The 22,611-nt window shown below is 69.3% G+C and carries 23 protein-coding genes; 15 read left to right on the forward strand and 8 right to left on the reverse strand.

Features of this window, described 5'->3' with window-relative positions; translation table 11 throughout:
* Positions 1-59 precede the first annotated feature (59 nt).
* The 7 genes from cysD (at position 60) to AC4GYU_RS03955 (ending at position 5,233) form a co-directional block, all read left to right on the forward strand.
* Positions 60-950, forward strand: a complete 891-nt coding sequence (gene cysD, locus AC4GYU_RS03925; protein WP_491085593.1) for a sulfate adenylyltransferase subunit CysD — start codon at positions 60-62, stop codon at positions 948-950.
* Positions 950-2,761, forward strand: coding sequence for an adenylyl-sulfate kinase (gene cysC, locus AC4GYU_RS03930; protein WP_491085594.1), 1,812 nt, complete (start codon positions 950-952; stop codon positions 2,759-2,761). Before cysD ends, cysC begins: the two co-directional genes overlap by 1 nt.
* A gap of 19 nt (positions 2,762-2,780) precedes the next feature.
* Positions 2,781-3,431, forward strand: a complete 651-nt coding sequence (locus tag AC4GYU_RS03935) for a hypothetical protein (RefSeq protein WP_491085595.1) — start codon at positions 2,781-2,783, stop codon at positions 3,429-3,431.
* A 52-nt stretch (positions 3,432-3,483) separates the two neighbouring features.
* Complete coding sequence (locus tag AC4GYU_RS03940) at positions 3,484-3,711, forward strand: hypothetical protein (RefSeq protein ID WP_491085596.1); 228 nt, start codon at positions 3,484-3,486, stop codon at positions 3,709-3,711.
* Between the two features lie 3 nt (positions 3,712-3,714).
* The gene (locus AC4GYU_RS03945) at positions 3,715-3,900 is read left to right on the forward strand and encodes a hypothetical protein (protein ID WP_491085597.1); all 186 of its coding nucleotides are present in this window, start codon (positions 3,715-3,717) and stop codon (positions 3,898-3,900) included.
* A gap of 104 nt (positions 3,901-4,004) precedes the next feature.
* A complete protein-coding gene (locus tag AC4GYU_RS03950) occupies positions 4,005-4,289 on the forward strand; it encodes a hypothetical protein (RefSeq protein ID WP_491085598.1) in 285 nt (94 codons plus the stop codon).
* Positions 4,290-4,453: 164 nt separating this feature from the next.
* The gene (locus AC4GYU_RS03955) at positions 4,454-5,233 is read left to right on the forward strand and encodes a MipA/OmpV family protein (RefSeq protein WP_491085599.1); all 780 of its coding nucleotides are present in this window, start codon (positions 4,454-4,456) and stop codon (positions 5,231-5,233) included.
* Positions 5,234-5,236: 3 nt separating this feature from the next.
* On the opposite strand, the gene fdxA is transcribed toward AC4GYU_RS03955, so the two are convergent.
* From fdxA to AC4GYU_RS03970, 3 genes are read right to left on the reverse strand one after another with little or no spacing between them, the layout of a single operon-like run.
* Positions 5,237-5,575 (reverse strand): ferredoxin FdxA, encoded by a 339-nt coding sequence (gene fdxA / locus AC4GYU_RS03960; RefSeq protein ID WP_491085600.1) that lies wholly within the window; start codon positions 5,573-5,575, stop codon positions 5,237-5,239.
* A gap of 32 nt (positions 5,576-5,607) precedes the next feature.
* Positions 5,608-5,880 carry an RNA-binding S4 domain-containing protein gene (locus AC4GYU_RS03965; protein ID WP_491085601.1) on the reverse strand — a complete coding sequence of 91 codons (273 nt, stop codon included), beginning with the start codon at positions 5,878-5,880 and terminating at the stop codon, positions 5,608-5,610.
* A gap of 5 nt (positions 5,881-5,885) precedes the next feature.
* On the reverse strand, positions 5,886-8,393 hold the full coding sequence (locus AC4GYU_RS03970) for a helicase-related protein (protein WP_491085602.1): 2,508 nt from the start codon (positions 8,391-8,393) through the stop codon (positions 5,886-5,888).
* A gap of 97 nt (positions 8,394-8,490) precedes the next feature.
* Between AC4GYU_RS03970 and AC4GYU_RS03975 the strand changes: the two genes are divergently transcribed.
* The 5 genes from AC4GYU_RS03975 (at position 8,491) to AC4GYU_RS03995 (ending at position 12,615) form a co-directional block, all read left to right on the forward strand.
* A complete protein-coding gene (locus tag AC4GYU_RS03975; protein WP_491085603.1) occupies positions 8,491-9,909 on the forward strand; it encodes a M23 family metallopeptidase in 1,419 nt (472 codons plus the stop codon).
* Positions 9,910-10,008: 99 nt separating this feature from the next.
* The gene (locus tag AC4GYU_RS03980; RefSeq protein WP_491085604.1) at positions 10,009-10,392 is read left to right on the forward strand and encodes a hypothetical protein; all 384 of its coding nucleotides are present in this window, start codon (positions 10,009-10,011) and stop codon (positions 10,390-10,392) included.
* Between the two features lie 4 nt (positions 10,393-10,396).
* Positions 10,397-10,969: a hypothetical protein gene (locus AC4GYU_RS03985; RefSeq protein WP_491085605.1), complete on the forward strand. Its 573-nt coding sequence runs from the start codon at positions 10,397-10,399 to the stop codon at positions 10,967-10,969.
* Positions 10,966-11,433 (forward strand): hypothetical protein, encoded by a 468-nt coding sequence (locus tag AC4GYU_RS03990; protein ID WP_491085606.1) that lies wholly within the window; start codon positions 10,966-10,968, stop codon positions 11,431-11,433. Before AC4GYU_RS03985 ends, AC4GYU_RS03990 begins: the two co-directional genes overlap by 4 nt.
* Positions 11,434-11,577: 144 nt before the next feature.
* Positions 11,578-12,615 carry a rod shape-determining protein gene (locus tag AC4GYU_RS03995; protein ID WP_491085607.1) on the forward strand — a complete coding sequence of 346 codons (1,038 nt, stop codon included), beginning with the start codon at positions 11,578-11,580 and terminating at the stop codon, positions 12,613-12,615.
* Positions 12,616-12,621: 6 nt separating this feature from the next.
* Here AC4GYU_RS03995 and AC4GYU_RS04000 read toward each other — a convergent pair whose 3' ends face one another.
* The gene (locus AC4GYU_RS04000; protein ID WP_491085608.1) at positions 12,622-13,389 is read right to left on the reverse strand and encodes an alpha/beta fold hydrolase; all 768 of its coding nucleotides are present in this window, start codon (positions 13,387-13,389) and stop codon (positions 12,622-12,624) included.
* A 117-nt stretch (positions 13,390-13,506) separates the two neighbouring features.
* Between AC4GYU_RS04000 and AC4GYU_RS04005 the strand changes: the two genes are divergently transcribed.
* Entirely contained in the window at positions 13,507-14,301 is a 795-nt protein-coding gene (locus AC4GYU_RS04005; protein ID WP_491085609.1) for a hypothetical protein, read from the forward strand.
* Positions 14,302-14,307: 6 nt separating this feature from the next.
* Here AC4GYU_RS04005 and AC4GYU_RS04010 read toward each other — a convergent pair whose 3' ends face one another.
* From AC4GYU_RS04010 to AC4GYU_RS04020, 3 genes are all read right to left on the reverse strand, one after another.
* Positions 14,308-15,990 (reverse strand): ATP-binding protein, encoded by a 1,683-nt coding sequence (locus AC4GYU_RS04010; RefSeq protein WP_491085610.1) that lies wholly within the window; start codon positions 15,988-15,990, stop codon positions 14,308-14,310.
* Between the two features lie 66 nt (positions 15,991-16,056).
* On the reverse strand, positions 16,057-16,821 hold the full coding sequence (locus tag AC4GYU_RS04015; protein WP_491085611.1) for a TIGR02186 family protein: 765 nt from the start codon (positions 16,819-16,821) through the stop codon (positions 16,057-16,059).
* Between the two features lie 3 nt (positions 16,822-16,824).
* Entirely contained in the window at positions 16,825-17,736 is a 912-nt protein-coding gene (locus AC4GYU_RS04020; RefSeq protein WP_491085612.1) for a sulfite exporter TauE/SafE family protein, read from the reverse strand.
* Between the two features lie 109 nt (positions 17,737-17,845).
* Here AC4GYU_RS04020 and ggt point away from each other — a divergent pair, with 109 nt between their 5' ends.
* Positions 17,846-19,579: a gamma-glutamyltransferase gene (ggt, locus tag AC4GYU_RS04025; RefSeq protein ID WP_491085613.1), complete on the forward strand. Its 1,734-nt coding sequence runs from the start codon at positions 17,846-17,848 to the stop codon at positions 19,577-19,579.
* Here ggt and AC4GYU_RS04030 read toward each other — a convergent pair.
* A complete protein-coding gene (locus AC4GYU_RS04030) occupies positions 19,569-20,606 on the reverse strand; it encodes a quinone-dependent dihydroorotate dehydrogenase (protein WP_491085614.1) in 1,038 nt (345 codons plus the stop codon). The genes ggt and AC4GYU_RS04030 overlap by 11 nt on opposite strands.
* A 117-nt stretch (positions 20,607-20,723) precedes the next feature.
* Here AC4GYU_RS04030 and AC4GYU_RS04035 point away from each other — a divergent pair, with 117 nt between their 5' ends.
* The gene (locus AC4GYU_RS04035; protein WP_491085615.1) at positions 20,724-22,595 is read left to right on the forward strand and encodes a DUF885 domain-containing protein; all 1,872 of its coding nucleotides are present in this window, start codon (positions 20,724-20,726) and stop codon (positions 22,593-22,595) included.
* Positions 22,596-22,611 lie beyond the last annotated feature (16 nt).

The following is a 22,611-nucleotide window of genomic DNA, read 5'->3' on the forward strand; positions in this document are numbered from 1 at the left end:
ACGCATAGGCGCGCCGGTGCCATTGCGCCAGCCGTTAGGCCTTGCCATTCAGGCGGGGCATGGGGCTGACACATCTCGACCGGCTGGAAGCGGAGAGCATCCACATCCTGCGGGAGGTGGTGGCGACCTGCCGGCGGCCGGTGTTCCTCTATTCGATCGGCAAGGATTCGAGCGTCATGCTCCACCTGGCGCTGAAGGCCTTCGCGCCGGCGCCGCCGCCCTTCCCGTTCCTGCACATCGCGAGCGGATGGGATTTCCAGGCGATGCTCGAGCATCGTGACGCCATGGCGTCACGCCACGGGCTCGATCTCAGGGTCTGGCACAACGAGGCGTCGCTGAGCCCGTTCGACACGCCGACCCCGGCCTATACCCGGGCCATGCTGACCGAGGCGCTGCGCGACGCGCTGACGGCGGGCGGTCATGACGCGGCGTTCGGAGGCGGGCGGCGCGACGAGGAAAAGGCGCGCGCAAAGGAGCGCATCTTCTCCTTCCGGGGGCCGGCCGGGGGCTGGGACCCCAAGTTGCAGCGGCCCGAACCGTGGAACAACTATAATGCGCGGGTCCATCCCGGGGAGAGCATCCGCGTCTTTCCCCTGTCCAACTGGACCGAGCGCGACGTGTGGGATTATGTCGCCCGAGAGGACGTGCCGCTGGTGCCGCTTTATTATGCGGCGGAGCGGCCGACCGTGGTCCGCGACGGGACCTTGCTGATGGTCGACGATCCGGCGCGCTTCCCCGGCCTCGATCCTGCTGAAGTGGTGATGCGCCGGGTGCGCTTCCGGACGATGGGCTGCTGGCCGCTGACAGGCGCGATGGAAAGCGACGCCGACGATATCGCCAAGGTCCGCGCCGAGATGGCCGCGCTCCGAACCAGCGAGCGGCAGGGCAGGGTCATCGACCGCGACGAGAGCGCGTCGATGGAGATGAAGAAGCGTGAGGGCTATTTCTGATGGACCTGCTGCGGTTCATCACCTGCGGCAGCGTCGACGACGGCAAGTCGACCCTGATCGGGCGGCTGCTACACGACAGCATGGCTCTGATGGAGGACCAGCTTGCGGCGCTGGAAAGCGACAGCAGGCGAGTGGGGACGCAGGGGCAGGAGATCGACTTCGCGCTGCTGGTCGATGGCCTCGCCGCCGAGCGCGAGCAGGGCATCACCATCGACGTCGCCTATCGCTTTTTCTCGAGCGCGACCCGGCGCTTCATCGTCGCCGACTGTCCGGGCCACGAGCAATATACGCGCAACATGGCGACGGGCGCCTCGACCGCCGACGCCGCGGTGCTGCTGGTCGATGCGCGCAAGGGCGTGCTGACCCAGACCCGGCGCCATGCCGCGATCTGCCGGCTGATGGGCGTCCGGCACCTGATCCTCGCGGTCAACAAGATGGACCTCGTCGGGTTCGATCGCGAGCTGTTCCAGAAGATCACCGACGAGGCGGCGGCACTCGGCGCTGCGGAGGCCGTTCCGCTGTCGGGGCTGGGCGGGGACAATGTCTTCGCCCGGTCGGCGCGCATGCCCTGGTACGGCGGGCCGACCCTGATGGAAGCGCTGGATGCGATTCCGGTCGCGGAGTCCGACGCGGCCGGGCCGCTGCGGATGCCGGTCCAGTGGGTCAACCGGCCGCACCAGGACTTTCGCGGCTTTGCCGGGCAGATCGCGGGCGGCTCGGTGCGACGCGGTGACGATGTCCGCGTGCTCCCGTCGGGACGGACCAGCCGGGTTGCGGGCATCTTCCTCGGCGATGGGGAGGTCGGCGAGGCCGAGGCCGGCCAGTCGGTGACCCTGACGCTGACCGACGCGGTCGAATGCGGGCGCGGGTCGATCATCGCCGGGCAGGCCCATCCCCCCGAAGTTTCCGACCAGTTCGAAGCGAGCCTCGTCTGGCTTGGCGACGAGGACCTGCTGCCGGGGCGGGGTTACTGGCTGCAGATGGCGGGCCAGTGCGTCACCGCGACCGTCCAGCAGCCCAAATATGAGCTGGGTATCGACAGCGGCGAGCAACTGGCCGCGAAGACGCTGGCGATGAACGGGATCGGCGTGGTGGAGTTTGCCACCGACCGGCCGCTCGTGTTCGAGCCCTATGAGCGCAGCCGGACGCTCGGCGGCTTCATCCTGATCGACAAGCGCAGCAATGCGACAATTGCCTGCGGGATGATCAATTTCGCGCTGCGCCGGGCGCAGAACGTCCACTGGCAGGCGATCGAGGTCGGCCGCGAGGCCCATGCGCGGCAGAAGGGGCAGCGGCCCTGCGTCGTGTGGCTGACGGGCCTCAGCGGGGCGGGCAAGTCGACCATCGCCAACCTGGTCGAGAAAAGGTTGTTCGACCTCGGTCGGCACAGCTTCCTCCTCGACGGGGACAATGTCCGCCACGGGCTGAGCCGCGACCTCGGTTTCACCGAGGCGGACCGGATCGAGAATATCCGACGGGTGGGCGAAGTCGCGCGGCTGATGGCCGACGCCGGGCTGATCGTCATCACCGCCTTCATCTCTCCCTTCCGGGCCGAGCGGGCGCTGGTCCGGCGGATGCTGCCCGAGGGCGAATTCCTCGAAGTGTTTGTCGACGCGCCGCTGGCCGAGGCCGAGGCCCGGGACGTGAAGGGCCTCTATGCCAAGGCGCGCGCGGGCGAGATCAAGAATTTCACCGGTATCGACAGCCCCTACGAGGCGCCCGAGCGGCCCGACCTCAGGATCGATACGACGGAAATGAGCGCCGAAGAGGCGGCCGAGGCGATCGTGGCGGTGCTGCTGCGCCGCGAGTGAAGTGCGGGGAGAGAGCGAAATGCTGAAGCCGGTGTTCGGACGAAAGAAAGCGAGCACGTCGCCTCCCCTCCCGCAAGCCCTGGGCGTGGTGATCGTGCCCCGGGGCGCCTTCGACAGCGCGCAGACCTGGTCGCTCGCCGAGGCGCTGGCGATGTTCGTCGACCATGCCCGGGAGGATGCCCTGTTCGAGCCTGCCGAACTGGTCGCCGATGCGGTTGCGGTAGCGGCGGCCTATGGCTGGTCGGGCGAGATCGACAGCCGCTCCAACGGTGAGTGGCGCGAGCGGGCGACCGCCGAGGACGTCGAGCCGGTCGGCCGCGGCCTCCGCCTCATCGGGCGGAGCGACGTCGCCGCGCAGCTTGCCGGGGAATTTGCCCCGGGCCAGCAGCCCGACATCCTTGGGCTCGCCGCCGACGTCAGCGCTTGGGTCAGGGGCCAGCCGTGGCTCCTAGTGCTCGGCGACGGTGGAAAGGACCGGGTCTACAAGGAAGTGATGAAGCGGCTGTTCCGGGCCAATCCCGCCTTCGCCGCGCGGGCGCCTGGGCGCCGCTTCACCAGAGCCCAAGTCGAGCGGCATTCCGATCCGGCAGTGGCGGGGCTACCAGCCCCGCTCGAGGCGCTGATCGCCGAGGCCGAGCATATTGCTGACAGGGAGTCGCGAGGGGCCTGATCCGCGAGCGGCATGGCGACCGGTCGAACACGCAGGAAGAAGGACGTTCGGAATGACTCATGACATGCAGAAGTGCTGGTTCCTCGTCGCGGCGATCGTGATTGCCGGCGGGGCGCCGATGCTCATGCTGGCGGGTTCCTCCTATTCTTGGATCACTCACTGGACGCTCGACCTCCTGAGCTGGCCGCTCGACGGGGACATGGTGGTCGACGGTGGGGCCGAGCGGCTGCTGTCGCCGATCCTCGGCGGGATCCTGATCGGCTGGGGCGTGACCATGTGACTGATGGGACGGCTGATCTACGATGTCGCGCCCGAGCCGACCCGCAAGGCCGCGCTGGTCGGGCTGAGCTGCTGGTTCGTCGCCGACAGCCTCGGCTCGATCGCCGCCGGAATTCCCGCCAATGCCGTGTGGAACATCCTCTTCTACGCCATCGCCAGCTATGGCTTCTGGCGCCCGGTCGCGCGGTAGCGCGGGCGCGGCTGGCGGTCAGGGCGGCGCGGCCGGCTTGCGGGAGAGTCGGACCCATGTTCGCGGTTCCGCGTTCAGGCCCTTACAATAAAGGGAGAAATGACGTGCGTGCTCTGATCCTGGTCGCTGGTGCGGCCCTTTCCCTCGCGGCCTGCGGAAGCAATGCCAACGAGGCCGACAATGCCGATGCCAACCTGATGATGGCCGACAACATGTCGATGGACGCCAACATGGCGGCGCCGATGGATGCCAACATGATGGGCGGCAACATGGGCGGCATGGGCGGCATGGACGGCAACATGGCGACCAATGGGTCGACCGAAGCCAACATGATGGCGACCGACATGAACACCAACGATCGCGACACCAACCTCGCGAACGGCATGTAAGCCGACCGGTTCACCGGACCGCCGGGACGATCGCGTCCTTGCGGTCCGTCTCCGGGGAAGCGCCCGCTCCTGGTTCAGGAGCCGGGCGCTTCTTTGTTTGTGGCGATTCCGACACAATCGGTACGCGGCTGCAACCATCGGCGTGGCCGCGGGTTCGGCTGGCCATGAAGCATCTTCCCCTGATCGCCGCTATCGCCCTCCTCGCTCCCGGCGCCGCCCTTGCGCAGGACAAGCCCGACCTTCGCGTACGGGCGGGGCTGGGCGCGCAGATCAAGCCCAAGTTCCTCGGCTCGGACGAATTCCGGATCGCCGCGCTGCCGAGCATCGACATCGCCAAGGGCGACGAGGAGTTCAGCTTCGACGCCGCCGACGACGGGATCAGCGTTCCGCTGGTGAAGAGCGGCGACTTCTCGTTCGGGCCGTCGGCGAACCTCGCCCAGGGGCGCAAGGACAAAGATGTCGGCGCGCCGCTCGGGCGGGTGAAGACGACGATCGAGGTCGGCGGCTTCGCGCAATATCAGCTGAGCGACACGCTCCGGCTGCGCGGCGAGCTGCGCAAGGGGCTGAACGGCCACGACGGGCTGGTCGGCAATGTCGGGGTCGACAAGGTCTGGCGCGACGGCGACCGCTACCTGTTCGCGGTGGGCCCGCGGGTCCTCTGGTCGGACGCGAAATACCAGCGCGCCTTTTTCGGCGTGACCCCGCAGGCGGCGCTGGCCTCGGGCCTGCCCGCTTATCGCCCGAGCAGCGGGATCCACGCGGTTGCGCTTCAGGGCGGCGGCAACGTCCAGCTCGGGCGCGGGCCGTTCGGGCTGTTCGGGATCGCGCGCTACGACCGGCTGGTCGGCGACGCGGCCAGGTCGCCAGTGGTGCGCGAGCTCGGCTCCCGCAACCAGTGGAGCGCGGGGCTGGGGCTCAGCTACACCTTCCGGGTCAAGCGCTAGGCGTCAGTCGCCTTCGCCGGGCTCGGGCGAGAAGTAGGCGTCATACTTGCCGTCCTTGCCCTTATACTCGTCGGCGTCGGCCGGGCTGTCCTTCTTGCGGGTGATGTTCGGCCATTGCGCCGAGAAGGTCGAATTGAGTTCGAGCCACTTCTCGTTGCCGCTCTCGGTGTCGGGCAGGATCGCCTCGGCCGGGCATTCGGGCTCGCACACGCCGCAGTCGATGCACTCGTTGGGATTGATGACGAGCATGTTCTCGCCCTCGTAGAAGCAATCGACCGGACAGACCTCGACGCAGTCCATATATTTGCAACGGATGCAGGCGTCGGTGACGACGTAGGTCATGGGTCTTCTTCGCTCCTCTGTTGCCAGCAGCGCTATTGCGCGCCGCCGCCATCGTCAACAACGAGCTCTTCATAGTGGGTCCGCGCCTCGGGCGCAGGGCCGCGCCGGGCGGGGAGCGCGACGACCCGGATGACCCGCACCGCACCGCGCAGGGGGAAGGTGACGACGCTGCCGACGCGGACGCTGTCGGCGACCTTCTCGACCCGGCGGCCGTCGATCCGCGTGCGGCCTTCCTCGATCAGGGCCTGGGCCTGGGTGCGGCTTTTCAGCAGGCGGACGCAGAACAGATATTTGTCGAGGCGCATGGGTCCTAGCGCTTGAGCCCGGCAAGGGCGGCAAAGGCATTGCCGGGGCGGGCGGGGGCCGGCCGGGCCCGGGTGCGCGGGCGGGTGCCGCGCCAGTGCCAGGCGCTGTCCGACTGGCGGAAGCCGACCTCGGCCATCAGCGATGCCAGTGCCGGGTCGGACAGGCCGAGCGAGGTGACGAGGTCGCGGTCGATCGGCTCGAGCGGCTCGCCCACGGGGCGCTCGGCGGCGCGGGCGCGATGGGCGAAGGCGGCGAGGCGATCGGCAAGGTCGACCCGCAGCCAGCTGTCGCCGAGCCGGCGATAGGCAAGCGCGGCGCCGTCGCGATCGGCCTGCCCGTCGAGGGTCGAAGCGCCCGGACGGGGCAGCGCCGGCATCGGCCGGCCGGCTCGGACCGCGAGGAGGACTGCCCGCCAGCGCTGCGCCTCGGGCTTGAGCAGCGACGGGGCGAAGACGTCGAGCGCGCCGAGCCTTACCTTCAGCTTGTGAAGCGCGGCGCGCATTGGCCGGTCGAGCTGGGCGATGGGTTCGGTCAGCGCGCGGCGGGGAAGCAGGCCGCCGGCATCGTAGAGCATCGCGGTAAGCGCCCGCACCGGAGCGCCGAAATGGCGATCGGTGGCGGCACTGCCGAGCCGGGCGAGGTCGCCGACGTGGCGCTGGACCTGGCGTTCGAGCCAGGCCTCCATCCGGGCGCGAAGCTCGGCCCTGGCGGGAGCCGACAGGCGGTCGAGCGCGCGCGCGGTGCGCAGGGCGGGCTCGGTCAGGCTGCGTCCGGGAGCGAGCCGGGCGAGGAGATGACCGTCGGCGGCGATGCCGATGTCGCCGCCGGCGGGCGCGAACAGGGTGAAGCGCTTGTCCTCGTCGGCGCAGAGCGCGCGGGCGCGGCGGTCGAGCTCGTCGCCGAGGCGGCGCTCGGCGGCGGCGAGGAGCAGGCGCTTGTCCGCAAGGCGCGCGTTCGGATCGACCTTGAAGTCGAAGCCGGTGAGGTGGCCGATCGGCTCGGGCCCGACGCTGACCTCGCCGTCGGCGGCGACGGTGACGGGCAGCGCATCGGCCCCGCGCGCGCCGATGTCGCGGATGAGGACGGCGGTGCGGCGGTCGACGAAGCGCTGGGTCAGCCGCTCGTGCAGCGCGTCCGAAAGGCGGGCCTCGACCAAGCGCGTGCGCTCCGCCCAGCGGGCCGGCTCGGCCAGCCAGTCGGAGCGGTGGGCGATATAGGCCCAGCTGCGAATGCCGGCGAGGCGGTCGGCGAGCGCCTCGATGTCGCCCTGCACATTGTCGAGCCGGGCGACTTCGGCGGCGAACCATTCGTGCGAGAGGTGGCCGCCATCGGCGATGTAGCCGAACACCCGGCGGACCATCCGCGCATGGTGCATCGGGCCGACCTTGCGGAAATCGGGGAGGCCGCAGGCGGCCCACAGGCGGCGGGCGACGACCCCCTTGCGATCGGCGACCGCGGGATCCTCGGCGATGAGCTTCAGGACCGCGAGGTCGATCGACAAAGGCGCGGGCCGGAGCAGCGGATTGTCGCTCCGCGCCTCGAGACTGCGGATCAGCGCGGTCACGTCGGTGAAGTCGAGATCCGACGAGCGCCAGTAGAGATGGTCGAGGGGGCGGAAGCGATGCTCCTCGATCGCGCTGATCTCCTCCTCGGTGAAGGCCGGGCCATTGTCGCCGCCGAGACCGAGCGTGCCGAAGGTGCCGTCGCGCTGGTGGCGCCCGGCGCGGCCCGCGATCTGGGCCATTTCGGGGATCGTCAGGCGGCGGTCGCGGCGGCCGTCGAATTTCTCGAGCCCGGCGAAGGCGACATGGGCGACGTCCATGTTGAGCCCCATGCCGACGGCATCGGTGGCGACCAGATAGTCGACCTCGCCGCGCTGGAACATCGCGACCTGGGCATTGCGGGTGGCGGGCGACAGCGCGCCCATCACCACCGCGGCGCCGCCCTTGAAGCGGCGCAGCATCTCGGCGAGGCCGTAGACCTGCTCGGCCGAGAAAGCGACGATCGCCGAGCGCGGGGGAAGCCGCGAGAGCTTGACCGAGCCCGCATAGCGCAGGGTCGAGAAGCGCGGCCGGCTGACGATCTCGGCCTGGGGAATGAGCTGGCGGACGAGCGGCTTGAGGGTCGCCGAGCCGAGGATCAACGTCTCCTCGCGGCCACGGGCGCGAAGCATCCGGTCGGTGAAGACGTGGCCGCGTTCGGGATCGGTGCCAAGTTGCGCCTCGTCGATCGCGCAGAAGGCGAAGTCCTGGTCGGTCGGCATGCTTTCGACCGTCGACAGGAAATAGCGGGCGGCGGGGGGCACGATCCGCTCTTCGCCGGTTATCAGGGCAACCGAATTCTCGCCCTTCAGCTTGACCACGCGGTCGTACACCTCGCGCGCCAGGAGCCGCAGCGGAAAGCCGATGACGCCCGAACTGTGGGCGCACATCCGCTCGATCGCCAAGTGGGTCTTGCCGGTGTTGGTGGGCCCGAGAACGGCCCGAATGATGCCGTCATCACGCGCGGCCATGGAGTTCATGTTGGCAGCAACGCGCGGCAGCGCAAGACGGCGCGTCATCCATCCGTCGCTTAGCGGTGCGTTAACCTTGATCGCCGACAAGGCGGGCATGTTTCAGTCGCCCCGCCCGCTGGTCGCCGCCGCTCCGGTGTCGGCATTCGGCCGTGCCGCCGCGCTGCGCCCGCCGGCGCCGCCGTTCCGGCTGGTCGTCGACCTGACCGAGGCACCCTTCAGCCGCACCTGGTGGCGCGGCGCGGCGACCTTGCTCCTGCTGATCGCCGGGGTGACGCAACTGGCGCCGCCGCTGCGGCCGCTGCCCTCGGGCGTGCCCGAAGCAGCCGGGCCCGACCAGGCGCGGCAGGAAAGGGCGCTCGCGATCGCACCGATCGACGCCGGCTCACGGACGGGGATGGTGCTCGGCGAAGGGCCGCGCGCACGGCTGATCGCCGCGGCGCCGGCCCGGCAGTCGCGCGACCTCAGCCTCGTCTTCGCGGCGGGCGACGATCTCGTCGCCTTGCTTCAGCGCAACGGCGTCGCCAATGCCGACGCGGTCGCCGCGGCGAGCCGGATCCGGGCCGAGAGCGCGGTGCCGCCGGCCGGGACGACCCTGTCGCTCCGGCTCGGCGCGCCCGATTCGTCCGGCCGTCGGCCGATCGAACTGATGCGTTTCCGTGCCCGCCTCGACCTCGAGCTGACGCTGGTACGCGGCGCCGACGGCCTCGCTGCCGAGCGGCGGTCGCTCCATGTCGACCGGACCCCGCTGCGGATCCGCGGCAGTGCGAGCGGGGGCCTCTACTGGGCGCTGCGCGCCGCGGGGGCGACCCCGGCGCAGGCGGCCGACTATCTCCAGGCGGTGGGCGACCGGGTCGACGTCGGCAGCGAGATCAGTTCGGGGGACCGGTTCGAGCTGGTGATCGCGCAGGCGAAGGCCGCCTCGGGCGAGGCAGTCCCGGGCCCGCTTCTCTATGCCCGGCTCGAGCGCGCGGGCGCGACGCCCGTGTCGCTGGTGCGCTGGCCGGTCGCGGGCAAGCTCCAGTGGCTCGACGAGAGCCGGTCGCCCGAGCCGGTCCGGAGCGGGCTCCTGCGCCCGGTGGACGGGCCGGTGACCTCGGGCTTCGGATCGCGCATGCATCCGATCCTGCGCTTCCTGCGGATGCACAAGGGGATCGATTTCGGCGCCAGCTGGGGCACGCCGATCGTCGCCGCCGCCGACGGGCAGGTGATCCGCGCGGGTTGGGCCGGCGGCTATGGCCGGCAGGTGCGGATCGCCCATTCGGGCGGGCTCGTCACCAGCTACAGTCACATGAGCCGGATCGTCGCCCCCGACGGCGGGGTGGTCCGGCGCGGCGAACTGATCGGCTATGTGGGGTCGAGCGGTCTTTCGACCGGTCCGCACCTTCATTACGAGGTGCTGAAGGACGGCGTTCCGGTGAACCCGCTGGGGGTGACCTTCGTCAGCCGGCCGATCGTCAACGAAGGCCTGATGGCGGCGCTCCGCGCCCGGGTAAAGGCGCTCCGCGGCGGCTGATACCTGGCGCCGGCAACGCCCGACGCGCCGGCGCAACAGACGATTGACGGTCCCCGATCTTCTCGCCAGATTTTGCCCTTCCTATGGGGGGAAATGAGAATGAAGACGTTGCTTGCCGCCGCGATGCTTGCTGCCGTGGCGATCGCCGCTCCGGCGTCCGCGGGGGAAAAGAAGACCTATGTGATGGTCAATGAGGAAGTCGGTGTTCCGGTCTTCCCTTACGACATCAAGGATCGCCCGTACGAGGTGCTCGGCGAGGTGAAGGCCGGGGTGCGCAAGGCGACTGCCTTCAGCAAGTCGCCGAGCCAGGCCAAGATCTATCGCGAGCTGTGGGAACGGGCCGAGAAGCTCGGCGCCGATGCGGTGATTAACGCCAGCTACGGCAATGCCCATGTCACCGCCTTCAGCTGGGGCAAGGCCAATGCCACCGGGACGGCGATCCGCTTCAAGGCGGCAGCGCCCGCCCCCGCTCCCGCCCAGTAAGGCGATGAGCATCCTGCTGGTCGCGGCGGCTTTCCAGGCCGCCGCGGTCGCGTCGCCCGCCACGCCGGCGGTGACGCCTGCCGCTCCGGTGAGCATCGCGCCGGTGCCGGCCCCGCCGGTCGCCGCGCCACTGCCCGCAACCGTCCTGCCCAAGAACACGATGCTCCGGCTGATGGTGCTCAGCGAGGTCAATTCGCGCGACCACAAGCCGGGCTATCGCTTCAAGCTGCGGGTCGACGAGGATGTGGTGGTCGACGGGGTCAAACTCGTCCCGACCGGCGCGATGGCGTGGGGCGAGGTGACCAGCGCCGAGGGCACGGGCAGCGCCGGCAAGTCGGGGCGGATCGGGGCCAAGCTCCTCTATCTCGACCTTGGCGGGCGGCAGGTGCCGCTCTCGGGCGATCGCCAGAACAATGGCAGCGGCGGGACCGGGCAGATGGTCGGCGGGATCGTTGCCTTCGGCGTGCTCGGCCTGTTCATGAAAGGCAATAACGCGAGCATCAAGGCGGGCGAGATCATCAACGGCTACACGCTCGAGGATGTCGCGCTCGAGACAAAGGCCGCGCCAGGCGCATGACCTCGCTCCTGCTCGCCTTTGCACTGGTTCAGGCGGCGCCCGCGCCGACGATCCTGCGGGCGGGCACCCCGGTGCGGCTGGCGACCGTCACCGAGATCAGCTCGCGCGGACTGGTCCAGGGAAGGCGCGTGCCGCTCCGGGTGACCCAGGAGATTTCGGTCGGTGGCCAGGTGCTGGTCCCTGCGGGCACGGCGGCGGTAGGCGAGATCGAAGCGGTGTCAGAGAAGGGAATGTTCGGCAAGGCCGCCAAATTCACCCTCCGCCCGTTGTTCGTCGAGCTCGGCGGGCGGCGGGTCAACCTCATTGGCCGGCGGCAGGAAGCCGGCGAGAAGGGGACGACCGCGGCGGCGGTGACGACCTTCCTCACGGGCGGGCTCGGCCTCATCATCACCGGCAAAAGCGCGATCCTTGCGGCAGGAAGCGAAGTGCGGGGCGAAGTGCGCGACGACCTGACGGTGCGCTGACCCATGAAAGTCCGAACCCCTCGCCCCTCGTTCTGGCGCGTCCGGCGAACGGGTCGTGCTTAACGGGCGTTAACCACTATCGCGCGGGCCTTGCTGCGGCCATCCCCTTCCTTTGCAATCCTTTTTCGGGGTGGGGACCTCTTCATGCGTAGCCTGTTCGGCCTGTCTTCGCGCGACATCGCGATCGATCTCGGGACGGCCAACACCGTCGTCTATGTCCGCGGCACCGGGATCGTTTCGAGCGAACCGTCGGTGGTCGCGCTCGAGGTGGTCGACGGGATCCAGAAGGTTCGCGCGGTCGGCAACGATGCCAAGCTGATGCTCGGCAAGACCCCGCAGGGCGTCCGGACCGTTCGTCCCTTGCGCAACGGGGTGATCGCCGACCTCGAGACCGCCGAGGAGATGATCAAGCATTTCATCCGCCGCGCCGGCGGGGGGCCGAGCCGCTTCTCGCGCGGGCCGGAGGTCGTGATCTGCATTCCCTCGGGCGCGACCAGCGTCGAGCGGCGGGCGATCCGCGACGCGGTCAGCAATGCCGGCGCGGATTCGGTGTCGCTGATCGAGGAGCCGATGGCGGCCGCGATCGGGGCGGGCCTGCCGGTGACCGATCCGATCGGCTCGATGGTGGTCGATATCGGCGGCGGGACGACCGAGGTTGGCGTGATCTCGCTCCAGGGGATGGCCTATTGCAGGTCGGCGCGGGTCGGGGGCGACCGGATGGACGATGCGATCGCGAGTCACGTCCGGCGCAAGTTCAACCTGCTGATCGGCGAGGGCACGGCCGAGCGGGTCAAGCTCGAGATCGGTACCTCGCTCCGCCCGGGCGACGGGATCGGGCGGACGACGATCGTGCGCGGGCTCGACGTCAGCCGCGGCGTGCCGGCGGAAATCGAACTCAACCAGGGCCATGTCGCCGAAGCGCTGGCCGAGCCGGTCAACCAGATCGTCGAGGTGGTCCGGATGGCGCTCGAGCACACCCAGCCCGAGATCGCCGCCGACGTGATCGATCACGGCATCACCATGACCGGCGGCGGCTCGCTTCTGACGGGCATCTCGACGCTGCTGCAGGAAGCGACGGGGCTTCCGGTGCATATTGCCGACGATCCGATGAGCTGCGTCGCGCTTGGCGCCGGCCGGACGCTCGAGAACCAGGTGCTGCGCGGGGCGCTGCAGGCGGCCTGACCCTGCTCAGGTCGCGGAAAGGATGAGCGCGGCGGCCTTCGCCGGTTCGTCCCACATCGGAAAATGTCCGCTGTGCTCGAACCAGTGGAGGCGAGCCCCCGGAAAGGCCTGCTGGGCGCGTGACGCCTGTACCGGGAGGCAAAGGCGGTCGTGACGGCCCCAGCCGATGGTCACCGGGCCCGAAGTGGCCGGACCGGTCTGCGCCGGACCGGACGCGAGATCGCGGACCAGAGGTTCGGCCGTAGGGGTGCGGGCGAGGCCGACAAGTTCGCGGGCGACGAAATCGCCGTCGAGCGCCCACGGCCGCGCCGATAGCTGGGCGAGAAGGGCGGAGCGGCTCACGGCATTGCGGGCGAGCGCGGGGACTGCCCCTCCGAGGGATCGGAGCAATTTGATCGAACCGAGCAGGGTCGTGCGGACGAGGCTTCGCTCCCAGCCCTGCCAGAAGCCGCCGGGATCGAGTGCGACGACCGGACCCGAGAGCCCGCGCCGCGCCATGTCGAGGACCAGCCGGGCGCCGAGGGAGCTTCCGACCATTGGCACACCGGCCAGTCCTTGCGCGCCGAGCCAGTTGTCGAGGCTCTGCGCGAGCCCGGCAAAGGTCCCGGACCCCGGCTCAGCGGGACTGTCGCCATGCCCGGGAAGGTCGACGAGGATCAGCTCGCGCTCGGCAAGGAGCGGGATGATCGGGTTCCAGGCGGCGCGGCTGCTGCCGAGCCCATGGACGAGCAGCAATGGGCGGCCGCTGCCGCGTCGTTCGAATGCAATGGTCATGGCGGGTGAACGAAGCGCGCCGGGAAACGGACCGGTTTTTCTCGATTTCGTCGACAGGCCGAGGGCGACAGGGCGTTCCGGCCATGCCAACATGCCGCCGGGGGAGATCATTCGAGCATGCGCCAATCCGTCGACCGGCTGACCATCATCGGGCTCGCGGCCCTGCTGATGCCGCTCCTGACCATGTGGCACGAGATCGGCGGCCATGCTGCAAGCTGCGCCGCGCAGGGTGGGCAGGTGGCGACGCTCGGCGCCTTCTATGTGGACTGCAAGGGGTTGACGGGTACGCCCGACCTCGTGGTCGCCCTCGCCGGCGTCACCGTGAACATCCTGCTCGGGCTCGTCGCTTATGCGGCCTGGTGGGGAGCGCGGGGTGACCTTGCGAGGCTCTTGCTGTGGCTGGTGTGGGTCAGCAACGGCTTCGTCGCGGCGGGCTATTTCCTCTTTTCCGGTGTCACCTCGGTCGGGGATCTCGGTGTGGGGAGCGGTGGCGGACTGGCCCCGCTCGCGGTCTCGCAGCCCGTGCTGGTGCGGGCCGCGGAAATTGCGGTCGGCGGCGGGGCCTACATCCTGCTCGTCAAGGCGGCGATCCGCGCGCTCGACACGATGATCGGCAGCGGACCCGCGACCCGCCAGGCCCGGCGCGGGATCGCCCATGTCTTCTATGCCGGGGTCGGGGTTGGAGCGGTGCTGGTCGGCCTGCTCAACCCTGTCGGCTTCTTCGTCACCATCATGTCGGCCGCGGCATCGAGCTTCGGCGGGCATGCCGGCCTCATCTCGGTGGGCTATGCCGACGGCAAGGCAGACGCGCCGCGCGCCTTCGTGATCGAACGCAGATGGCCGCTGATCATCGCCGGGGCGGCGGTCCTTGCCGCCTTTGCGATCATCCTCGGCCCATCACGGCATTTCTGACGGGCGTCAGCGCCCGTGGCCGCGCCAGCGCTTGACGGTGCGGGTAATGATCTCGGCTTCGCCGCCGGTCTCGCGCCAGAGGTTGGCGAAGCTCGGGTCGGACGAGGCCGGGCGCTTCTCAGGCTCGAGATCGTCGAAGCGGACCCGGATCGGAATGGCGACGCCTTCGCCGCAGACGATGCACTCGCGATTGCGGAGCGCGGGGATGGCGTCGAGGAAGCCGCGGGCGCCTTCCGGCATGGCGGCGCGGACGCAGGCCTGGTCGCGGTCGTTGTTGAGGCGCATCGAGATGATCGTGCCGCACTGCGACAGCACGCCCTCGGCAAGATCGGACGGGCGCTGCGTGATGAGGCCGAGCGAGACGCCATATTTACGGCCTTCCTTGGCGATCCGCTCGAGGATCTTGCGGACGGCCTGGACGCCGTTGTTCTCGTCCTTGGGGACGTAGCGATGGGCTTCCTCGCAGACGAGGAGGATCGGGCGCTGCGCCTCGGTCCGGCTCCAGATCGCATAGTCGAAGACCATGCGCGCAAGCACCGAGACGACGACGCTGGTGATGTCCGAGGGCACGCCCGAAACGTCAACGATCGAGATCGGCTTGCCGTTGGCGGGCAGGCGGAACAGCTTGGCGATGAAGCTGCCCATGCTGTCGGTGATGTTCATGCCCGAGAACATGAAGGTGTAGCGCGGATCGGCCTTGAGCTCGTCGAGCTTGGTCTTCAGCCGCTGGTAGGGCGTGGTGTCGCCGGCGCGGTCGAGCTTGCCCATCTCGGCGACGAGGATCGCGTTAAGATCAGTCAGGAGATAGGGAATCGGGCTGTCGACGGTGACCTTGCCGAACTGCTCGGAGAATTTGTTCTTGGTCCGGGCGGCGAGCAGGCACTTGGCGAGGATGTCGGCGTCGCGGTTGCGCTCGGCGCCGTCGGTGGTGAGCAGCACCTCGCAATGCTCCTCGAAGTTGAGGAGCCAGTATGGCAGCTGGAGATTGTCGACGTTGAACAGTTCGCCGCAGCCCTTGAAGGCGGCCGAATATTCGCCGTGCGGGTCGATCATCACGATGTGCCCCTCGGGCGAATAGTTGCTGATCCGATGGAGGATCAGCGCGACCGAGGTCGACTTGCCGGTACCGGTGCTGCCGAGGATCGCGAAATGCTTGGACAGCATCGGATCGATGTAGAGTGCGCCGCGAATGTCGTCGGTCGGATAGACGGTGCCGATCTCGACGTGGGCGCTGTCGCTGGCGGCGAACACCTGACGGAGGTCGTCGGTCGAGACCGGATGCACTTCGGCGCCAGGGATCGGATAGCGGGTGACGCCGCGGCGGAAGCCCGACATGCCGCCGCTCTTTTCGCGGGTGCCTTCGCCGAGGAAGTCGATGGCGGCGAGGACGCTGCCGTCATTGCCTTCGCGCATGGTGCGGACGTTGGCGATGAGCCAGCTCGAGCCGACCGCCATCTTCACCTGGCTGCCGACCTGCCCCGACATGGCGACCGAGGGATCACGATGGTCGGCGAGCGAGAGGAGGCGGCGAGGGTCGAGCTTCACCTGGCTGCCCGACCCGGCGATCTCGAGCACCGCGCCGATCGGATCGAGGCGCTCGGAGAAAGCCGGGACGCGACCGCCCTGATCCTCTTCCGCGACGTTCGAAAGCTCGTCGATGAGCTGCCTGAGGTTGACGTTCTCGTCCATGGTGAAGGCACAATCCCCGAGTGAATTTCGGGAAAAGTCCTAGCTGCGCGAGGTTAAGATTTCTTTTTACACGCGGCGGCCGAGGAGGGCGGCGGCGCCCCAGCCGAGGAACAGGCTGAGGAGGACGGCGGCGAGGCCGTAGAAGAAGCCGTGGCGGCGCGCGGCGGTGGCGACGAAGCGCTCGAACCCGGCCTTGCGGACTTCGACCTCCTTGGTCGAGGCGGCGATGACCTTCCCGCGATCGATGAGGAAGGTTTCGGTCTCGTAGGTACCGACCGGGACCTGGCTCGGGATGGCGATGCGGGCGCGGTAGAGGACGCCGTCGCTGATCTCCACGCCATGATCGTTTTCGGCGTAGAGGCCCTGGCGGGCACGAAGCTCGAGCAGCCCGGCCTCGAAGCGCCGCTCCTTGTCGGGCTGGGCGCCGCCGCCGGGGGAGAGCTGGAGGTTCTGGACCCCGAGCTCGTAGACGGCGGCAGTACGCTCGTCGACGATCAGCCGTAGTGGGCGGTTGGAGGCGACGGCGTAATAAGAGGGCGCCGAGGAGAAGCGGTGGCTGTCGGCGTTCATCCAGATCCCGGCGATCTTCTGCTTCTCGCGGACGATCAGCGGCTGGACCGGGCCCTTGAGGACAACCGCGACGTCGAGCGGCCGGGTCGGGGTGCGGCCGCCGGGGTAGAGGATCGCGCCGAACAGCAGGAGCTGCGCGCCGCTGAAGCTGTAGCGTATCTCGATGTTGCGGGCCGAAATGTCGGGGACCAGCCGGGGCCCCGCCTGGCCGAGCAGGAGCGGGGTCAGCGCGAGGAGTGGCAAGAGTCGGCGGCGCGGCATCGCTCAGGCGAACTCGATCGAGAAGATCTCGTCGGGGCGATAGGTCAGTCCGAGCGCCATCCGCAACGCGACGAGGAGAATGATGACCGCGAGGCTGAAGCGGAGGAGGTCGGGCTTCAGCCGGGTGGTGAGGCGCGCGCCATATTGCGCGCCGACCACGCCGCCGACGAGAAGCAAGGCGGCAAGCACGATGTCGACCGAGCGGGTGGTGAGCGAGTGGATCATCGTCGTGCCCGCGCTCACCGCGATGATCATCACGAGGCTGGTGCCGACGACGACGCGCGGGGCCATGCCGAGGATGTAGATCATCGCCGGGACCAGCACGAAGCCGCCGCCGACCCCGAGGAGGACGGTAAGGATGCCGGCCATGAAGCCGAGCGCGAGCGGAGCCAGGGGCGAGAGGTAGAGGCCGCTCGCATAGAAGCGCCAGCGCATCGGCAGGGAGGCGACCAGCCGGTGGTGGCGACGGCGCGGAGCCGCATCTTCGTTGCGGGGAAGCCAGCCCAGCGCGGTCGCGGCGTCCTTCAGCATCAGGCCGCCGATGCTGCCGAGGAGAAGGACGTAAAGAAGGCCGATGAGGACGTCGATCTGGCCGCTCGCCTGGGCGAGGCGGAAGAGGACGGCGCCGGCCAAGCTCCCGAACAGGCCGCCGACGATCATCACCGCACCCATCCGGAAGTCGACCCCGCCGCGCTTGGTATGGGCCATGACGCCGGAGACGCTGGCGCCGATGATCTGGGTGGTGGCCGAGGCGACCGCGACGCTCGGCGGGATTCCGTAAAAGATCAGCAACGGCGTGGTGAGGAAACCGCCGCCGACGCCGAACAGGCCCGACAGGATCCCGACCAGCCCGCCCAGCGCCACGATGAGCAGCGCGTTGACGCTCATGTTGGCGATGGGAAGGTAGATATCCATGGGCCGGGCAAGCGATAGCGGCTCGGGCGCTGGAGGCAAAGGCGCGGGCGGTCGGCGGCGCGCAGGGCACCAGCTTGGCGGTGCCGCGTTGCGCCTCTAGTCCATGACTATGACCCTGCGCCTCCTGCTCGCCCCGGCCGCCGCCCTCCTTGCCGGAGCCTGCGCCACCCTTCCCCAAGCGACGGCGCCGACCCAGGCGCCGGCGAGCGCCCGGCCGGGCTTCGTGATCGCCGCCAACCCGCTTGCCGCCAAGGCCGGGATGGAGGTGCTGCAGCGCGGCGGCAGCGCGGCCGACGCGGCGGTCGCGGTGCAGGCGACGCTCGGCCTCGTCGAGCCGCAGTCGAGCGGGCTCGGGGGCGGCGCCTTCATGACCTATTATGACGGGGCGACGCGGAAGGTCACCGTCTACGACGGCCGCGAGGTCGCTCCGGCGGGCGCGACCCCGACCATGTTCATCGGCGCCGACGGCAAGGCCCTTCCTTTCCCGGTCGCGGTGCTGAGCGGACGCGCGACAGGCGTCCCGGGCGCGGTCCGGATGCTCGAGACGGTCCAGCGGGCGCATGGCGCGCTGCCCTGGAACAGCCTGTTCGAAGGGACGGCACAGCTCGCCGAGCAGGGCTTTGTCATCAGCCCGCGGCTCGGCAAGCTGCTGGGCGGCAACTACCCGCAGCTGACCGCACCCGACGTAGTCAAATATTTCAGCAAGCGCGACGGGAGCAGGCTCACCACCGGCGATGTTCTCCAGAACCCGGCCTATGCGACCTTCGTCCGGCGGCTGGCGCGGAACGGGGCGAATGCGCTCTATCGGGGCGAGACGGCCGCGCGGATCGTCGCCCGGGTGCGCGAGGGGGCGCTACCGGGGGCGATGAGCACCGCCGACCTCGCGCGCTACAAGCCGGTGACCCGCGAGCCCCTGTGCCGCGACTGGCAGGGCTACCGCGTGTGCGTGCCGCCGCCCCCATCGAGCGGAGTGGCGACGTTGCAATTGCTCGGGCTGCTCGACCGGACCGACATTGCGGCGCGCGGCCCGACCGACCCGCAGGCCTGGTACCTGTTCGCCGAGGCCTCGCGCCTGATGTATGCCGATCGCGACCGTTATGTCGGCGATCCGGCCTTCGTCGACGTGCCGGTCGAGGGGCTGCTCGCGCCCGACTATCTCGCCGAGCGGGCGCGGCTGATCGGGAGCAGGGCCGGTCCGCCGCCAATGGCGGGGACCCCGCGCGGCACGGTCACCGCCGGGCTCGACCGGACGCAGGAGCCGGCCGGGACCAGCCACTTCATCGTCGGCGACAGCGCCGGCAATGTGGTGAGCATGACCACGACCGTCGAGAGCATCTTCGGCTCAGGGAGGATGGTCGACGGCTTCTTCCTCAACAACCAGATGACCGACTTCAACTTCTCGCCGGTCGACGAGGCGGGGCGGCCGGCCGCCAATGCGGTCGCCGCAGGCAAGCGGCCGCGCTCGTCGATGACCCCGCTGATCCTGCTCGGCCCCGACGGAAGCTTCGCCGGTGCGTTCGGGAGCCCGGGCGGGAGCTCGATCCTCGCTTATGTCGGCAAGTCGATGACGGGCGCGATCCTGTGGAAGATGCCGGTGCAGGACGCGATCGCGCTGCCCAATCTCGTCGCCCGCGGGTCGAGCTTCGGCGGGGAGACGGGCAAGTTCGCACCGGGCGTCCTCGAGGGACTCCGCGCGCGGGGCATCGACCTCAAGCCCGGCCAGGGCGAGGACAGCGGAGTCCATGCGGTGATGATCCGCGACGGGCGGTTCGACGGGGGCTATGACCCGCGCCGCGAGGGCGTGGTGCTGATCGACGACAAGAGGACCGCGGTCAGGCGCTAGAGCCGACCGCCTCGGCAAGGGTCGAGAAGCGGGTCTGTCTTAGGCGCTGCAGCAGGTCGTCGGCGATCGCGCGGGCGATGCCCGGCCCCTGATAGACCATCGCCGAATAGAGCTGGACGAGGCTCGCCCCGGCGCAGATGCGGCGCCAGGCGTCATAACCGTTGGCGATGCCGCCCGCCGAAATGAGCGGCACCTCGCCGCCGGTCACCGCGTGGAAGGCTTTCAGCTGGTGCATGGCGAGGCTTGCCAGCGGCACGCCCGAGAGCCCGCCTGCCTCGCCGGCGTGGCGCGAGCTGAGCGGGGGACGCGTGACCGTGGTGTTGGAGACGATGATCCCGTCGATCCCATGATCCCTGACAGCCCGGACGATCCGGATGGGGTCGCCGTCGTCGAGGTCGGGCGCGACCTTGAGGAAGACGGGCGGATTGCGGAAGGCCGCGCCTCGTGCCTCACGGACCGCGGCGAGGAGCTCGGACAGCTCGCCGCCTGCCTGGAGGTTGCGCAGTCCCGGCGTGTTGGGCGAGCTGATGTTGACGGTGAGATAGTCGGCGACGGGCACCATCCGCTGGATGCCCTCGGCATAGTCGCGGATGCGGTCGGGGCTGTCCTTGTTGGCGCCGATATTGACCCCGACGATGCCGCGGCGCGGCGCCTTGAGGCGCGCGAGCGCCGCCTCCTGTCCGCGGTTGTTGAAGCCCAGCCGGTTGATCACGGCTGCGTCCTCGACCAGCCGGAACATGCGGGGCCTGGGATTGCCCGGCTGGGCGAGCGGGGTGAGGGTGCCGACCTCGACGAAGCCGAAGCCGAGGCCGAGCATGGGGCCGAAGACCTCGGCGTCCTTATCGTATCCCGCGGCAAGGCCGACTGGCGACGGGAAGGACAGGCCCGCGACGTCCATCTTGAGCGCCGGGTCGAACGACGGTGGCGTTCCGGCCGGCAGCGCCTTCAGGCCCGCGATGCTCAATTTGTGCGCGCGCTCCGCGTCGAGCGTGAAGACGAGCGGCCGGAGGAGGGAATAGAGGGCCATGGGCCTTTCGCTGTTGGTCGAACTTTCGTCGGCCCGGCCTTGAGCCGGGGTGCGCCCACCTGCAAGAAGCAAGCTGCTGGCCGGGTCAAGCCCGGCGACCAACCGGAAAGGCCCGACTTGAAGCAACTCCTTCTTCTTGCCTCCACCGCAATGCTGGCGGCCTGCGCGACCACGACGCCCGATCCGCTGATCGCCCCGCCGCCCGATAGCATCGCGGCCGAAGCGCCGGCAGCCGCTCCGGCCCCGGCCGCGATCCCGGCGCGCAATGCCGCGCTCGCCGCCTTCTTCGAGGAATATGACAAGGCGGGCCTCGCCCTGTCGCCGCTGTCCAAGGCCTATCGCGGGATCAAGGACGCCGATTACGGCAAGTGGGACGAACTCAGCGACGCCGCCGACGCGCGCGACCGGGCGCTCGACCGGCGGTATCTCGCCGAGCTTCGCCAGCGCTTTCCGCGTGCGTCGCTCAGCCCCGAGGACCAGCTGAGCTATGACCTGTTCGAATATCGGATCGCGCGCAGCGAATCGCTCTGGCCCTATCGCAAGAACGGGCTGATCTTCGACCAGATGAACGGCGCGCAGAGCGACGGTCCCGCCTTCCTCATCAACATCCACAAGGTCGACAGCGTCTCGGACGCGGAGGCCTATGTCAGCCGCATCTCGGCGATCGCGACCTATCTCGACCAGTCGGTCGCCGAGGCCAAGGCGCGCGAAGCGAACGGCGTGCTCGCCCCCAAGTGGGTCTATCCCTACGTCATCGCCGACAGCCGCAACCTCATTCGCGGCGCGCCTTTTGACAGGGGCGAGGACAACGATCTGTGGGCTGACTTCAAGGCCAAGGTCGGCAAGCTCGACACCGATGCGGCGACCAAGGCCCGCCTGCTCGGGGCCGGGCGCACCGCCATGGTCCGCGACCTCAAGCCCGCCTACGCCCGAGTCATCACCGCGATGCAGGCGCAGATGGCCAAGGCCGGCACCGACGACGGCATCTGGCGCTTCCCCAACGGTGCGGCGGAATATCAGGCGCGGCTGAAATTCTACACGACGACCGATTACACCCCCGACCAGGTCCACGCGCTCGGCCTCGCGCAGGTGGCGCGGATCCACGGCGAGATGACCGCGCTCAAGGACAAGGTCGGGTTCAAGGGCTCGCTGGAGGACTTCTTCAAGTTCATGCGCGAGGACAGGCGCTTCTATTACCCGAACACGGCGGCCGGAAAGCAGACCTATCTCGACGAGAGCCTGAAGGCGCAAGCGCAGGTCCAGGCCGCGCTCCCGCGCTTCTTCGGCCGGCTGCCCAAGACCGCGCTCCTGATCAAGCCGGTCGAGGCGTTCCGCGAGAAGAGCGCGGGCAAGGCCTTCTATTCGGATCCGCCCCCGGACGGCTCGCGCCCGGGCACCTATTACGTCAACCTCTACAATATGAACGACATGCCTTCGATCGAAGTCGAGGCCTTGTTCTGCCACGAGGGCATTCCCGGCCACCACCTCCAGGGCGCGCTGTTGAGCGAACTTGGCGAAGGCGAAGTGCCGCCCTTCCGCCAGTTCTCCGGCTACACCGCGACCGACGAGGGCTGGGGCCTCTATGCCGAGAAACTGTGCAAGGAGATGGGGCTCTACCAGGATCCCTATCGCGACTTCGGGCGCCTGCAGCTCGAGCTCCACCGGGCGATCCGGCTGGTCGTCGACAGCGGCCTCCACCACAAGCGCTGGACCCGCGCGCAGGCGATCAAATATGTCGAGGACAATAGCGCCGACGCCAAGGGCGGGATCGTCAAGGCGATCGAGCGCTACATCGTCTATCCGGGCCAGGCGACGGCCTACATGATCGGCAAATTGAAGATCGAGGAGCTGCGCGCCAAGGCCAAGGCGCAGCTCGGGACCCGCTACGACGACCGGCAATTCCACGACACGATCCTGCTCGCCGGTTCGATGCCGCTGAGCATGCTCGAGACCCGCGTCGACGAATGGATCGCACGGACCAAGGCCTAGGCCCCGGCCAGTTGTG

Source organism: Sphingomonas sp. SP2 (assembly GCF_058313385.1).

Excerpts from the sequence above, each read along its gene's own strand:
- cysD (WP_491085593.1), top strand. The coding sequence starts at position 60 with ATGGGGCTGACACATCTCGACCGGCTGGAAGCGGAGAGCATCCACATC.
- cysC (WP_491085594.1), top strand. The coding sequence starts at position 950 with ATGGACCTGCTGCGGTTCATCACCTGCGGCAGCGTCGACGACGGCAAG.
- AC4GYU_RS03935 (WP_491085595.1), top strand. The coding sequence starts at position 2,781 with ATGCTGAAGCCGGTGTTCGGACGAAAGAAAGCGAGCACGTCGCCTCCC.
- AC4GYU_RS03940 (WP_491085596.1), top strand. The coding sequence starts at position 3,484 with ATGACTCATGACATGCAGAAGTGCTGGTTCCTCGTCGCGGCGATCGTG.
- AC4GYU_RS03945 (WP_491085597.1), top strand. The coding sequence starts at position 3,715 with ATGGGACGGCTGATCTACGATGTCGCGCCCGAGCCGACCCGCAAGGCC.
- AC4GYU_RS03955 (WP_491085599.1), top strand. The coding sequence starts at position 4,454 with ATGAAGCATCTTCCCCTGATCGCCGCTATCGCCCTCCTCGCTCCCGGC.
- fdxA (WP_491085600.1), bottom strand. The coding sequence starts at position 5,575 with ATGACCTACGTCGTCACCGACGCCTGCATCCGTTGCAAATATATGGAC.
- AC4GYU_RS03965 (WP_491085601.1), bottom strand. The coding sequence starts at position 5,880 with ATGCGCCTCGACAAATATCTGTTCTGCGTCCGCCTGCTGAAAAGCCGC.
- AC4GYU_RS03970 (WP_491085602.1), bottom strand. The coding sequence starts at position 8,393 with ATGGCCGCGCGTGATGACGGCATCATTCGGGCCGTTCTCGGGCCCACC.
- AC4GYU_RS03975 (WP_491085603.1), top strand. The coding sequence starts at position 8,491 with ATGTTTCAGTCGCCCCGCCCGCTGGTCGCCGCCGCTCCGGTGTCGGCA.
- AC4GYU_RS03980 (WP_491085604.1), top strand. The coding sequence starts at position 10,009 with ATGAAGACGTTGCTTGCCGCCGCGATGCTTGCTGCCGTGGCGATCGCC.
- AC4GYU_RS03985 (WP_491085605.1), top strand. The coding sequence starts at position 10,397 with ATGAGCATCCTGCTGGTCGCGGCGGCTTTCCAGGCCGCCGCGGTCGCG.
- AC4GYU_RS03990 (WP_491085606.1), top strand. The coding sequence starts at position 10,966 with ATGACCTCGCTCCTGCTCGCCTTTGCACTGGTTCAGGCGGCGCCCGCG.
- AC4GYU_RS03995 (WP_491085607.1), top strand. The coding sequence starts at position 11,578 with ATGCGTAGCCTGTTCGGCCTGTCTTCGCGCGACATCGCGATCGATCTC.
- AC4GYU_RS04000 (WP_491085608.1), bottom strand. The coding sequence starts at position 13,389 with ATGACCATTGCATTCGAACGACGCGGCAGCGGCCGCCCATTGCTGCTC.
- AC4GYU_RS04005 (WP_491085609.1), top strand. The coding sequence starts at position 13,507 with ATGCGCCAATCCGTCGACCGGCTGACCATCATCGGGCTCGCGGCCCTG.
- AC4GYU_RS04010 (WP_491085610.1), bottom strand. The coding sequence starts at position 15,990 with ATGGACGAGAACGTCAACCTCAGGCAGCTCATCGACGAGCTTTCGAAC.
- AC4GYU_RS04015 (WP_491085611.1), bottom strand. The coding sequence starts at position 16,821 with ATGCCGCGCCGCCGACTCTTGCCACTCCTCGCGCTGACCCCGCTCCTG.
- AC4GYU_RS04020 (WP_491085612.1), bottom strand. The coding sequence starts at position 17,736 with ATGGATATCTACCTTCCCATCGCCAACATGAGCGTCAACGCGCTGCTC.
- ggt (WP_491085613.1), top strand. The coding sequence starts at position 17,846 with ATGACCCTGCGCCTCCTGCTCGCCCCGGCCGCCGCCCTCCTTGCCGGA.
- AC4GYU_RS04030 (WP_491085614.1), bottom strand. The coding sequence starts at position 20,606 with ATGGCCCTCTATTCCCTCCTCCGGCCGCTCGTCTTCACGCTCGACGCG.